At 40.6% G+C, this 14,394-nt stretch carries 10 protein-coding genes and 1 pseudogene; 6 read left to right on the forward strand and 5 right to left on the reverse strand.

Going from position 1 to position 14,394, the window contains the following annotated elements; all coding sequences use genetic code 11:
* Positions 1-162 precede the first annotated feature (162 nt).
* Complete coding sequence (locus ACP26M_RS09780; protein WP_426588375.1) at positions 163-1,779, forward strand: hypothetical protein; 1,617 nt, start codon at positions 163-165, stop codon at positions 1,777-1,779.
* Here ACP26M_RS09780 and ACP26M_RS09785 read toward each other — a convergent pair.
* Positions 1,776-2,641 (reverse strand): annotated as a pseudogene (locus tag ACP26M_RS09785) (fructosamine kinase family protein). The gene ACP26M_RS09780 and the pseudogene ACP26M_RS09785 overlap by 4 nt on opposite strands.
* Before the next feature lie 93 nt (positions 2,642-2,734).
* Here ACP26M_RS09785 and lepA point away from each other — a divergent pair.
* Both lepA and ACP26M_RS09795 read left to right on the forward strand, forming a co-directional pair.
* Complete coding sequence (gene lepA / locus ACP26M_RS09790; protein ID WP_091163934.1) at positions 2,735-4,522, forward strand: translation elongation factor 4; 1,788 nt, start codon at positions 2,735-2,737, stop codon at positions 4,520-4,522.
* A gap of 385 nt (positions 4,523-4,907) precedes the next feature.
* Entirely contained in the window at positions 4,908-5,789 is an 882-nt protein-coding gene (locus tag ACP26M_RS09795) for a tetrahydrofolate dehydrogenase/cyclohydrolase catalytic domain-containing protein (RefSeq protein ID WP_426588378.1), read from the forward strand.
* A 62-nt stretch (positions 5,790-5,851) separates the two neighbouring features.
* Here the strand turns inward: ACP26M_RS09795 and ACP26M_RS09800 are convergent, their stop codons facing one another.
* The 3 genes from ACP26M_RS09800 to ACP26M_RS09810 all read right to left on the reverse strand — a co-directional run bounded on the left by ACP26M_RS09800 (position 5,852) and on the right by ACP26M_RS09810 (position 7,761).
* Complete coding sequence (locus ACP26M_RS09800) at positions 5,852-6,187, reverse strand: Rieske (2Fe-2S) protein (RefSeq protein WP_426588380.1); 336 nt, start codon at positions 6,185-6,187, stop codon at positions 5,852-5,854.
* Positions 6,188-6,196: 9 nt separating this feature from the next.
* Complete coding sequence (locus tag ACP26M_RS09805; RefSeq protein ID WP_176627036.1) at positions 6,197-6,919, reverse strand: hypothetical protein; 723 nt, start codon at positions 6,917-6,919, stop codon at positions 6,197-6,199.
* Positions 6,920-6,996: 77 nt separating this feature from the next.
* A complete protein-coding gene (locus tag ACP26M_RS09810) occupies positions 6,997-7,761 on the reverse strand; it encodes a hypothetical protein (RefSeq protein WP_090525990.1) in 765 nt (254 codons plus the stop codon).
* Between the two features lie 321 nt (positions 7,762-8,082).
* On the opposite strand from ACP26M_RS09810, the gene ACP26M_RS09815 reads away from it, so the two are divergent.
* Entirely contained in the window at positions 8,083-8,706 is a 624-nt protein-coding gene (locus ACP26M_RS09815; protein ID WP_090525991.1) for a 7-carboxy-7-deazaguanine synthase QueE, read from the forward strand.
* Between the two features lie 38 nt (positions 8,707-8,744).
* A complete protein-coding gene (locus ACP26M_RS09820; protein WP_426588383.1) occupies positions 8,745-10,649 on the forward strand; it encodes an OmpA family protein in 1,905 nt (634 codons plus the stop codon).
* A gap of 88 nt (positions 10,650-10,737) precedes the next feature.
* On the opposite strand, the gene recQ is transcribed toward ACP26M_RS09820, so the two are convergent.
* Positions 10,738-12,930 (reverse strand): DNA helicase RecQ, encoded by a 2,193-nt coding sequence (recQ, locus tag ACP26M_RS09825; RefSeq protein ID WP_090526251.1) that lies wholly within the window; start codon positions 12,928-12,930, stop codon positions 10,738-10,740.
* Between the two features lie 260 nt (positions 12,931-13,190).
* Here recQ and ACP26M_RS09830 point away from each other — a divergent pair, with 260 nt between their 5' ends.
* A complete protein-coding gene (locus ACP26M_RS09830) occupies positions 13,191-14,276 on the forward strand; it encodes a mannose-1-phosphate guanylyltransferase (RefSeq protein ID WP_426588385.1) in 1,086 nt (361 codons plus the stop codon).
* The last annotated feature ends 118 nt before the right edge of the window (positions 14,277-14,394 follow it).

A 14,394-nucleotide genomic window follows, 5' to 3' on the forward strand; every position in this document is an offset into this window, starting at 1 on the left:
CGTTAAAACCTAAATTATCCCTGTTTATAATAAGTTAAATTTTATTGGAAAGCCTTCACAAAAAGTTAGCCGGTTGTTGTTTGCAAACGATGGAATTTATCGGAGAAGTCTTTTGTCGGCCCGGATTTAATTGTAGTTTACCCGCTAAAAACCACTCAAAGAATGAAACTGTTAATCAACCATAAAATACTGTTTATGTTATCGTTATTTACTTTTTCATTTAATCGCTGCCAGCCGCAAAAAAGCTCAGAAGGCATTACAACTACTAGATCTATTCACACAATTTCGGCTACCTCTTCAAGTATTCAGCTTAAAAACATGTTTGGCATAAACGCGTATGAATGGAACTTCTTGCAGGATCCCGCCAATCCGAAGCAAAAAGGAGCCATTTACGAAACCAACATGAACCTTATCAAGTCATTTAGTGCGGTAAGGCATTATTTAGGCTGGGCCCGGATGGAAAGTACTAAAGGCAACTATACCTTCAACCCAACTCATGAAGGCAGCTGGAACTATGATCTCATTTACAGCCGTTGCAAGCAGGAAGGTATAGTGGTTTTGGCGGATATAAAAAATTGTCCGCCGTGGTTGGTGGATAGTTATCCTAATAATATGCGGGATCTTGAAAATGCGCCGCTTATTTATGGTTTAAGCAAGGCTGATCCGGCAAGCTATATTGACCAGGCGCACATGGCCTTTCAGTTTGCCGCCAGGTATGGCTATAATACTAATATTAACAGGGTATTGATAAAAGTTGATACCAGCATAAGATGGGCAAATGACCAGCCTAACTGGGTAAAAGTGGGCATGGGCCTTATTACCTACGTAGAGTGTGATAATGAGCGCGATAAATGGTGGAAAGGATTGGCAACACAACAAACCGCTGAAGAATATGCAGCTAACATGTCGGCCTTTTATGATGGCAACAAAGGGAAGTTAGGAAAAAATGCCGGTGTAAAAAATGCTGATCCTAATATGAAAGTGGTAATGGGCGGATTAGCTACGGCCGACGTAAATTTTGTAAAGAAAATGGTAGAGTGGTGCCGCATCAACCGTGGTTACAGGGCCGACGGCAGTATCAATCTTTGTTTTGACATTATTAACTACCACTATTACAACAATAACGGTGATATTTTAACACATCAGTCTGCCACGTTTGGCCTGCCGCCGGAATTGTCGATGGCGGGACAAATTGCTGATTCGTTTGTTCAGTATGCAAATTCTTTTGTTAAACCAATCCCTGTTTGGGTAACCGAATCCGGCTACGATATAAACAAGGGAAGCTATCAGAGAGCTTTAGATGTAGGGCAAAAGACATCGAAAAACACACAGGCAGATTGGATTTTAAGAACTTCGCTCCTTTACATCAGGCATGGTATACAACGTGTATTTTATTACCAGCTTTTTGACGATGCTCCTAATGCTGCTGTTCAATATGCTACATCTGGTTTAGCCGAAAATGGCAAACGCAGGCCCGCTGCCGATTTTATATTGCAAACATCAAAATTAATAGGTAACTATACCTACTCAGGCACCATTAATACCGACCCTTTGGTTGATAAGTATTCATTAGGTTTACAAAGCATGTACGTATTAAACATTCCTGATTATCAGGCACGTACAGGTACGTATACACTTAACCTTGGTACAGCTAAAGCAAATGTTTATACACTAAAAACAGGTGCCGATAATGTTGTTAAAACAACACTAAAAACAGTTAACGGGAAACTTATTGTTAAAGTAACCGAAACACCAATATTTGTACAGGGCACAAACTAAATAAATACCGAAAGACTCACCCTCACCTGTTTAGCGTACACACCGCCAAAAAGGTTTACGTGAACCAGCAGCGGATAAAGGTTCCAAAGTTTAAGACGCTGTTGCCAGCCAGGCTGTAACGGAAATTCCTGGTTATAAGCCTCATAAAAAGCTCGGTCAAAACCACCGAAAAGCATGGTCATCGCAATATCAAACTCCCGGTTACCGAAGCTAACCGCCGGATCGATCAGGAAAGGTTTGCCATCGGTATCAATCAAATAATTGCCTCCCCAAAGGTCACCGTGCAGCAATGCGGGCGGTTCTTCTGTAAACAGATCCGGCAGTTTTTTATAGAACTCGTCAAACAGACACTTGTCGGTTTGATTAAGTTCTCTTTTATTTACAGCCATTTTAACCATCGGCTGCAATCTTTCTTCAATAAAAAACCGGGCCCAGCTATTGTGCTGTTTGTTGCTTTGATGGAGCGAACCCATATAATTATCTGCGTCAAACCCAAATTGTGCAACAGTGTAATAATGCATGGACGCAAGCTGCCTGCCCAATTTTTGAGATGATATAATGTCACCGCGCCCTGCTTCAATCCATTGCAGTATAAGATAGCTTTCATCACCGGTATCGCTCTGTAAAACAACCTCGGGACAGCTATTGTATTTGTTTTACGGATAATACCTAAACCCCTCTCCTCACTTTTAAACATACCCGGATATTTATGCAGGCTATTTATTTTTATAAAAAAATTACCTGACGTGGTTTGTAAGTGACAGGCTTGATTAATATCACCTCCGCTTACCGGGCTTACATTCTTAATATGAGTGTTTAGCTTACCCTCAATATCATTTATTACACCAGCAGATATAGCCATTTTGGTAGGATATTATTTAAATTGAACATTTCAAAATAGTTAATTTATTAGCCGATACAAATTATCGGTTTAAAAAGTTATTTTTGCGGTTCAATGGAGCACATTCGTAATTTTTGTATTATAGCACATATCGACCACGGCAAAAGCACACTTGCTGATAGGTTATTAGAGTATACTAACACCATTACCCAGCGCGAATCGCAGGCACAACTGCTTGACGATATGGATCTGGAACGCGAGCGCGGTATTACCATAAAAAGCCATGCCATACAGATGGATTATGTGCTTGACGGACAAAAATACGTGCTCAACCTGATCGATACCCCCGGTCACGTGGATTTTTCATATGAAGTATCACGTTCAATTGCTGCCTGTGAAGGTGCATTATTAATAGTTGACGCTGCACAGGGTATCCAGGCGCAAACCATTTCAAACCTCTATCTGGCTTTAGAGAACGACCTGGAAATTATCCCGATCCTGAATAAAATGGACCTTCCGGGCGCTATGCCAGAGGAAGTTAAGGACCAGATAGTTGACCTTATAGGATGCAAACGTGAAGAGATCCTTGCTGCATCGGGTAAAACCGGAATGGGTGTACATGACATCCTGCGTGCTATTGTTGAGCGTGTACCTGCTCCGGTAGGTGATCCCAAAGCCCCGCTACAGGCATTGATCTTTGATTCGGTGTTCAACTCATTTCGTGGCATCATAGCTTATTTTAAGGTTGTAAATGGCGAGATCCGTAAAGGCGACAAAGTAAAATTCGTAGCTACTGAAAAGCAATACCTTGCCGACGAGGTTGGTACACTGAAACTTCGGCCCCTGGCTAAAGATGTGATCAAAACCGGCGATGTAGGTTATATCATATCCGGTATCAAAGAAGCAAAAGAGGTTAAAGTTGGTGACACCATTACCCATGTCGACCGTCCCTGCGAAGTCGGGATCCAGGGTTTTGAAGAAGTAAAACCAATGGTATTTGCCGGTATTTACCCTGTTGATACTGAAGATTATGAAGAACTTCGTGAGTCAATGGCTAAATTACAGCTCAATGATGCGTCGTTGGTTTTTGAACCGGAATCATCAGCGGCTTTAGGCTTTGGTTTCCGTTGCGGTTTCCTGGGCATGCTGCATATGGAGATCATCCAGGAGCGTTTGGAGCGTGAATTTAACATGACGGTGATCACTACCGTTCCCAACGTATCATATCTGGCTCATACCACCAAGGGTGATTCGTTTACGGTAAACAACCCCTCCGATCTTCCTGATCCAAGCAAAATTGACTTTGTAGAAGAGCCTTATATTAAAGCTACCATCATTACCAAATCGGAATTTGTTGGCCCGGTAATGTCGCTTTGTATTCAAAAACGTGGTACTATCGTAAACCAGTCATACCTTACATCCGAGCGTGTTGAGCTGATCTTCGAGATGCCTATGGGCGAGATCGTATTTGACTTTTATGATAAACTGAAAACCATTTCTAAAGGCTATGCTTCGTTTGATTATCATCAGATAGGTTATCGCCAGTCAGATTTAGTAAAACTTGATATCCGCTTAAACAGCGAACCTGTTGATGCACTTTCATCCCTGATCTTCCGCGGTAACTCATACGATTTTGGTAAAAAGATCTGCGAAAAGCTAAAAGAACTTTTGCCACGTCAGCAGTTTGAGATCATTATCCAGGCATCTATCGGTGCCAAGATCATTGCCCGCGAAACCGTAAAAGCCTTACGTAAGGATGTAACCGCCAAATGTTATGGTGGTGATATTTCCCGTAAACGCAAGTTGTTGGAAAAACAGAAACAAGGTAAAAAACGCATGCGCCAGGTAGGTAACGTTGAAATACCACAGTCGGCATTTATGGCAGTTTTGAAGTTGGACTAATCCCTCGATTTCCTTAAGGGCGTTGAGGGGAATTAAATTAACATATTCTGTACAGATTAGTTACATATTTTACGGTAACAGGGCTTGTTAAACATATTCATTTAGGAGACTTTGTTTATGGTAAATGGATTGTGTACGAACGCGACGAACCAAAGTTTTACATTGATGCTTTTAATAAAGATGCTGCCTCAAATAAAACTATATTTGAAATGCTCCTGAACAATAAAACGGAAACCATTGAAAGCATCATTAGCAAGATCAATCAAAATCACGGACCAAAACTATCCCTGGATAACAGGCCTTTTATAAGACTACGATTAAAATCGGAACCGGTAAATTTAAATTTACCTCCTTTGCCCGATTACCTTATTAAAAACATTTAACAATGCAGCTTTTAGACGGAAAATACGTTTCAGAAAAACTTAAGGTAGAAATAGCTGAAGAAGCAGCTAAAATTTTAGGCAAAACCGGCCGTAAACCACATTTGGTTGCGGTATTGGTTGGTCATGACGGCGGCAGCGAAACTTACGTTGCCAGCAAAATGAAAAACTGCGAAAAAGTTGGCTTCAAATCATCGCTGGTGCGTTATGAAGACGATGTTACTGAAGAAGAGCTGCTGAAAAAAGTTGAAGAGCTCAATGCTGATTCTGATATCGACGGTATTATCGTACAACTTCCGCTACCAAAACATATCGATCCCGAAAAAGTAACCGAGCGTATCGACCACCGTAAAGATGTTGATGGTTTTCACCCGGTTAACCTGGGCCGTATGCAGCGCAATTTACCATCGTTTATACCGGCAACGCCTTACGGCATTACTTTAATGCTTAAAGAATACGGTATTGAAACTGCCGGTAAACATTGCGTGGTTGTTGGCCGCAGCAATATCGTTGGCTCGCCAATGAGTATCCTCATGGCACGCAACACTACGCCGGGCAACTGTACGGTAACCATTTGCCACAGCCGTACACCCGATATCAAAAAATTCACCCTCGATGCAGACATACTGATCGTAGCTATCGGTAAAAAGAATTTCATTACGGCCGATATGGTTAAAGATGGTGTAGTAGTTGTTGATGTGGGTATGAACCGCGAAACCTCAACTACAACAAAATCGGGCTTTAAACTTTACGGCGATGTTGATTTTGAAAACGTAGCACCAAAATCATCATGGATTACCCCTGTACCGGGGGGCGTAGGCTTGATGACCATTGTCGGTTTGCTTAAAAACACATTGGCTTCGGCTAATAAAGAGGTTTATAAATAGTGAGTAGTTTATTGGGTTGATTAAGTGAATGGTTCCTTTTTTCCATTCACTTAATCAACCCCTCACTTAAATCCTCTCAACTTATCCCAAATAGAGGCTACGCCAACGTACACTCCATCCTCCCTTACTTCCACAGGATAAGTTTCAATAAAATCATTTTGCCCTTCGCCACCTTTTCCTGTTTCAAGATTATAAGTATAGCGATGATATGGACAAACAATCAGCTTCCTCACGCACAAGCCTTCGCTTAAATCGGCTCCGGCATGAGGACATTTAGCAGATACTGCATAAAGCTTAGTTTCAAAATTTACGAGGCAAATATTCTTGCTGCCTGCCTTAGCCTTTTTTATAAATGGGTTGCTGATATCCGAACTTGGTTCAATTTTATGCCACTTCATTTGACCAGCTTATGAAATATATTCGAGCGAAGCTTGGAGATACTCGCTTCCTTGTAATAAACCAAAAACCTCATATGCGATACGCGATAATAATATTTTCACTGCCGTAGCATCCTTAAAATCATTCATATCAAAAAAATAAACGATCCACTCTGACTCGCCCACTTTTTCAAATCCCATCTTTTTTAAGATAAAAAGCTCCCGTTCGTTGTCTTCGTCATCATAATTCTCTTTATCATATCCATACATTTCCATTATCTCTTGCGAACTCATGAAAATATTTAGCATGTTTCCAGCACTCAATTCAAAATACATATATAGATCGCTTGGCTTATTTAGACAGAGCTTGAATTTCTTAAACTTCCCTTCGTATAAATTAAATAAAGCATCGTCAAGTACTTGAGTATCATTAAAATAATACCTTTTCGACTCACTTATTTTTATCTCACCTTCCTTTTCAGTTATTCTACGTCCGAAGCTGAACCTTACACGGTCATCCTCAGGAAATTTGTTAAACATGTCCCTCAATCTTTCAAGTTCTTGCTTTTTAAAATATAATGGATCCTTTAAATAATGCAAATGAGATAATTGCCTGTCAATTCGCCACAACTCCTCCTGTTGATAGTGAGCATACAGATAATCTTTTTCTAAAAGATAATTATTTATTGAAGATGTAAGAGCAAGTTTTTCACCTTCAAAATATTCGATAACTTGGTCAAGGTCAGATTTCATGAGTACAAGTTATGCACTGCAAATTTCAAAATCTAACATTACGCTAACATTTCTGAATCTTATTGAGCCAACCGATTTTAAAAATCAATTTTCAGATTCATCACATTTGGATTTTTAATTACCTCGTCCATGCTGGTAACAAGCGTAACTTCCCTCCTGTCGGCCGAGAGCATTGCCTTTGAATTATTGATCTTCTTTACCGGGTGAGCAAATCTCAGGATCACCTTATAGGGCATGTCGATCAGCATCGCCTTTGCCATCATAAAAGTAGCCTGAGTTTTCTTTAAAAAAGCGTTAAACTTAGCTTTATCAATGATGCGGTAAAATTTATGAGGAGTTATATCATACGAGTAGTAGTCCTGCCCTCCTACCATTTGCCGCGCATCGAATGGCTTATTCGTTTTATCGGTGGTGGTGATAGCGCTTATCTGGGTATTAAGTGCAATTTTTGATACATTTTGCAAATAATATTGCAGGTCTGCTGCATTTTTGGCGGTATGATTAAGTGTTACTTTCATAACACTCTTTTTAAGGTTCATATTCACCGTTAGCTCACTGCTTTTGGCCATTTCAACTTCTTCAGTTTTTAGTTTCTGCTGCGCACTGTCGGGTATAGCACTATAAAAGTTAAGCGTAGTGTCCTTAACCAAACTAAATTGAGGCGTTTCCTTAACCGAATCAGACATCAAATTAACCAATACCGATACTGCCCTACTCATATCAAAGGCGTAGGCAACTTTACAGGTTCCGTCGCTTTTAAAATCGTAATGCTCTTCAATATCTACACATGAACTAAAACAAAGCACTGCCATTAAAAATAAAGGAAGGTAAAGCTTTTTCATCTCCGGATATAAATTAAGCGTTAACGATACAGTTATTGCATTTTACGAAAAGGGATTTAATTGGTTATCTTAAAATTAAAGTAATTATAACAATTATAAATGAAAATAAAAAAAGGCAAAAGGATAAAGGTGAAAGGCAAAAGGTATTTTAGCGTGTACTTTTATTTTTTTTATAATGTACTTTGATGATAAAGCCAAGACCTTTCACCTTTGGCCTTTTACCTTTCGCCTTATTAAGGTACTTCCATATTAGTGTAACCTTTTGGCTTTCACCTTTTAGCTTTCGCCTATATTTCAGTACCTTTGCACCCTCAAATAACTATGGCACACCAAATACCAGACGACGGCACGCTGCTTCCTTTAATGGAAGAGTTTTATACGATACAGGGGGAAGGGTACAATACGGGCAAAGCCGCATATTTTATTCGCCTTGGCGGCTGTGATGTAGGTTGCCATTGGTGTGATGTTAAAGAAAGTTGGGATGCCGAGTTGCATCCCCTTACCGCGGCTGATACAATTGTGAGCAACGCCGCCCTTCATCCTGCAAAAGCTGTTGTGGTTACCGGCGGCGAGCCGCTTATTTACAACCTTGATTATTTGACCCACAACCTGCACGAAAAGGGAATAAAAACATTTATTGAAACTTCAGGTGCGTATCCGCTTTCAGGCGATTGGGACTGGATTTGCCTTTCACCCAAAAAATTCAAAGCGCCTACGCCAAACGTGGCCGAATGTGCCCACGAGTTAAAAGTGATCGTTTTCAATAAATCCGATTTTGAATGGGCCGAATATCACGCCAAAATGGTATCGCCCGACTGTAAGCTTTACCTGCAGCCCGAATGGTCAAAATCCAAAGAAATGACCCCGCTGATTGTGGATTATGTAAAAGAAAACCCGCAGTGGGAAATTTCACTACAAACACATAAGTATCTGAATATTCCATAATCTTTGTAACTTACGGTATTAATTATCCTAAGTTACAAATGAAAATTGCAGTATTATTGGTGCTTGCATTGTGTTTACCTGCTTTGCTTGGCGCCCAGCAGCAAACCCGGTATTCGTCATCCAATAAAGAAGCTGTAAAATATTTTGCTACCGCTTATCAAAAGCTTGATGAACATCTTTATGATGAGGCGATTCAAAACTCGCTTAAAGCTATTAGCGAAGATTCAAAGTTTATAGAAGCGCGGTTATTACTCGCCGACCTGTACCGAATGAAGCGCATGTACAAGCCAGCTGTTGAGCAATACGCTAAAGTAATTTCACTTAGTCCGGAATTTAACCGGGGGGTGTACCTCAAAGCCGCTGAAATGGAAATCCACGATGCAAGCTACGCACAGGCTCAGCAACATCTCGAAAAATACCTTACTTACCCTGATATCAGCCCTCAAAACAATACCTACGCAAAAAAACTGCTTGCCGATGCCAAATTCAGCATCCAGGCGATGACACATCCTGTGCCATTTAAACCTATAAATATCGGCCCTGAAATAAACACTGCCAATGACGAGTACCTCCCGGTTGCTACAGCCGACGAAGGCACGTTGATATTTACCCGAAAGATCAATAACAACGAAGATTTTTATAAAAGCGAAATGATAAATGGCAAGTGGAATACTGCCACTTATTTAAGCAACCAAATTAATACTGAAAAATATAACGAAGGTGCGCAATCCATATCGCAGGATGGTAAATACCTGTTTTTCACGGGATGCAATCGCCCCGACGGTTTAGGCCGTTGTGATATTTATATTGCTCAAAAACGGGGAAATGACTGGGGTAAACCTGTTGACCTGAACCCACCGGTAAATACGTCGGGCTGGGAATCTCAACCCTCGATAAATGCCGATGGCCGCACGCTTTATTTTGTAAGCAACCGTAAAGGCGGTTATGGCGGCTATGACATTTGGAAAAGCACGCTGGGTGAAAAAGGCTGGGGCGAACCTGAAAACCTGGGCCCCAATATTAATACCCCCTACAATGAATTATCACCGTTTATTCACCCTGATGACAGTACACTTTATTTTAGCAGCGATGGCTGGCCGGGTTTAGGCAGCAAGGACCTGTTTGTTAGCCGCATGGATAAAGACGGTAAATGGCAAAAACCCGAAAACCTTGGATATCCTATCAATACCAGTGGTGATGAGGGCGGCTTATCATTAACTGCCGCCGGAGATTATGCTTTCTTTTCATCGGATAATTTAAAGGGTTTGGGCGGTTATGATATTTATAAGTTCGAGCTGCCTGTAAAGTTGCGGCCCCATTTAGTAACGTATGTTAAAGGTTTTGTTAAAGACGTAAAGACGAAAGCCCCCCTTGAAGCTGCTATTGAGATTATTGACCTGGAAAGTAATTTGCCGGTTTACCAGGATTACAGTGACGATGAACAGGGGGACTTTTTAGCCACACTAACGTCGGGCAAAAACTATGCGCTTAATATTTCAAAAAGCGGATATCTGTTTTATTCCGAAAACTTTTCGCTTAAAAATTATAAGATTAAAAGCCCGTTTAACATTGTGGCACTGTTATCACCCATTGAAATTGGCAATAAGGTAATCCTTAAAAATATTTTCTTCGATACCAATAAGTTTGACCTTGAAAAGGAATCAAAAGCCGAACTTGCCAAGCTCATTGAATTTTTAGGGATAAACTCAACTACCCGTATTGAGATCTCAGGTCATACAGATAATACAGGTAATCACCAGGGTAACCAAACCTTATCTGAAAACAGGGCAAAGTCTGTTTATCAATATCTCGTGTCGAAAGGAATTGCCCCTACCCGCCTTGTTTACAAAGGATACGGTGAAACGCAACCGATAGCATCCAATACAACAGAGGAAGACAGGGCAAAGAACAGGCGTACGGAATTTATGATCATAACTAAATAAAGTTAAAGCCAACAGCGGTAATCAGGGGAAAAGCAAAAAGCCTTCAGAATTTAATCTAAAGGCTTTCTGCGTTAGAACTTTTACACCCCTAATTCCCCAACTCCGACATGAATTTGATACGCATTAACTGCACCTCTTCACGGGTGTAATCATCACTGCCCAGTTCAGCTAAGGCTTCATCAATAGAGTCGGCTTCTGCAGTGCGGAAATAATCAAATACTTCTTCCTGCTTATCTTCGTCAATCACCTCATCAATATAGTAGTTCAGATTGAGCTTGGTTCCTGAGTTAACGATAGTTTCAACTTCTTTCAGGATCTCCTCATAAGTAAGACCTTTTGAAGCAGCAATATCATCAAGGTTTAAATGCCTGTCGATATTTTGGATAATGAACACTTTAAGCGCCGATTTATTGGCAGCACTCTTGATCACCATATCAATTGGCCGGTCAATATCGTTATCCTCTACATATTTCTGGATCAAATCCGTAAAAGGTTTACCAAATTTTAGCGCCTTGCCTGCACCAACGCCCGAAATTTGTTTAAGCTCTTCGGTGTTGATCGGATAATGGGTGCACATCTCTTCTAACGAAGGATCCTGGAATATTACAAACGGTGGCAATCCTTTTTGTTTGGCCAGCTTTTTACGCAGCTCTTTAAGCATTTGCAGCAGCTGGGTATCAAGTGCCCCACCGCTTTGTTTTGGCCCGTCATCGTCACTATCATCATCAGTAGCTTCCATGACTTTGTTTAAAACAAACCGGATGCTGTGCGGGTTCTCAATAAAGCCTATGCCACTTTTGGTGAGCCTTAAAAGCCCGTATTGATCAATGTCTTTTGAAATGTAATTATTGAGTAACGCCTGCCTTAAAAGCGAGTTCCAAAGATTTTTACCTTGTTCTTTGCCCGAGCCGTAATAGTCAAGCTGATCATGCTCATAATTTTTGATCTGAGCATTTTCCTCACCCATTAATATGCTGAGGATATGGTGGTCGTCAAACTTTTCGCCAATATGCTTAATCAAACTTAATGCCCTGTGCAGGTGCTCCTCCCCATCAAAATGTTCTTTATGGGTGCAGCAATTATCGCACATGTTATTACAGCCTGCTTCATTAAAGTTTTCGCCAAAATAATGCAATAATTGTTTACGGCGGCAAACCGACGACTCGCAATAATCGATAACCTCCTTTAGTATCTGAGTACCTATTTCACGTTCCGAAACAGGCTTGTCTTTCATAAATTTCTGGAGCTTGTCAATGTCCTTTTCCGAATAAAAAGCCACGCAAACACCTTCTCCTCCGTCACGCCCGGCCCTTCCTGTTTCCTGGTAGTAGCCTTCCATACTTTTAGGCACATCATGGTGTATAACGTAGCGAACATCGGGTTTGTCAATACCCATACCGAATGCAATCGTAGCAACAATAACATCGACATCTTCCATCAGGAATTTGTCCTGCGTTTCTGCACGCACTTTAGGATCAAGCCCTGCATGATAGGGCAATGCCCTTACGCCGTTAAGATTTAGTGCCTCGGCTACTTCCTCAACCTTTTTGCGGCTAAGGCAATAAACAATTCCCGACTTGCCCTGGTTTTGTTTTACAAATTTTACAATCTCTTTTATTACGTTACGCTTGGCCCTAACTTCATAAAAGAGGTTACCGCGATTAAATGACGATTTAAATACGGTTGCGTTATTCATTTGCAGGTTTTTTTGAATATCCTGCTGAACTTTTGGAGTAGCTGTGGCCGTTAAAGCAATTATGGGGATATTTTCGCCTATATTACTGATCACCTGGCGTATTTTTCGGTATTCGGGCCTGAAATCATGCCCCCACTCCGAAATGCAATGTGCTTCATCTACCGCCACGAATGAAACGTGGTTAAGGCGTAAGAAATCAATATTTTCCTGCTTGGTTAACGATTCGGGGGCTACGTACAATAACTTGGTTTTCCCTGCCAGTACATCTTCCTTAACCTTGCCTATCTCTGATTTTGTAAGTGATGAATTTAAAAAATGGGCTATACTATCTGATCCTCCAAACGCCCTGAGCTGATCTACCTGGTTTTTCATCAGGGCTATCAATGGCGAAATTACGATTGCCGTGCCATCGCTCATCAAAGCTGGTAACTGATAACACATCGATTTGCCGCCACCAGTAGGCATAATAACGAATGTATCATTACCGGCCAGGATGTTGGTTATTATCGCTTCCTGTTCTCCCTTAAAATTATCAAACCCGAAAAAATTCTGGAGATTGTCAAATAGCGATTTCTTTGTTTCTATCATTATTTTAACAAATTCTTAAATTGTATTTAAAAGTTTAAAGTAACAAAATTTTCTAAATAAACGATGGATTTACTTTTAAATTTTATGCAAAAATGATGATTAGATGAAAAACAATTTCATCGCTTGTTTATTTAAAGAACCAGACAAATTTGTGGTTATGCCCACCGTTAAATTATTTAGCTACACTTAATGGATAATTAACAAATTATTACACATTTTTACGGTCGATATACCAAATTAAAATTCTTTACTTGCTCATGAATAAAAACTATTATGCGATAATTATGGCTGGAGGGATTGGAAGCCGCTTTTGGCCGATAAGCCGTACATCGCACCCCAAACAGTTTATAGATATACTTGGTACCGGTAAAACCCTGATTCAAAACACCTACGAACGCTTCCTGAAAGTTTGCCCCAAAGAAAATATTTACGTTGTTACTAACGAAAACTACACCAAACTGGTAAAACAACAATTGCCCGATATGGAGGATCAGCAGATCCTTACCGAACCGGTAATGCGTAATACGGCACCTTGTGTTGCCTATGGCTGTTTTAAAATTGAAAGCCTTAACCCCGATGCCGCTATTGTTGTAGCCCCTTCTGATCAGCAGATCCTGGATGAAGATGCTTTTGTTGCCGCTATCGAAAAATCATTGCAGACCGCTGCTTCAAATGACTACCTGATAACCCTGGGCATTAAACCATCAAGGCCAGATACCGGTTACGGATATATCCAATACACTGATAACGTCATCAATGATGAGTTTCATAAGGTAAAAACCTTTACCGAAAAACCAACTCTTGAAATAGCTAAAACCTTTATTCAAAGCGGCGACTTTTTATGGAATGCCGGCATCTTTGTTTGGTCGGCCAAAACTATTGTTAAGGCCTTTAATCAGTATCTGCCCGAAATGCATGAGATCTTTGCTGATGCAAAACCGGTTTATAACTCGGACGATGAAAAGTCTTATATACACAAGGCTTACCAGCAATGCGTTAATATCTCGATAGATTACGGCATTATGGAAAAAGCAGATAATGTGTATGTATTACCTTCGGATTTTGGGTGGAGCGATCTGGGTACCTGGGCATCAATATATGACCTTGCCGAAAAGGATTATGTAGGCAATGCCGTTATCCCCGCCGAAAAAGTGATCATGTATGATTCTTCAAACTGCATGGTAAACGTGCCGGGCGAAAAACTGGTAATATTGCAGGGCCTGCATGATTATATCGTGGTAGAATCAAACAACTCCCTGCTCATTTGCCCCCGCGACCAGGAACAGAACATCAAACAGGTTGTGGCTGATGTAAAGAATAAGTTCGGGACGAAGTATATTTAGTATTTAGTGAGTTGTTGATTAGGTGAATGGAGAGTGGTTACTTCTTGTTCGTCTAATCAACAACATATTCAATAATATTCAACGGCATAGTGCATTCTAACTACCCACCTAATACAAC

The sequence above is a fragment of the Mucilaginibacter sp. R-33 genome, from assembly GCF_049949235.1.
In the GTDB taxonomy this organism is placed as follows: Bacteria; Bacteroidota; Bacteroidia; order Sphingobacteriales; family Sphingobacteriaceae; genus Mucilaginibacter.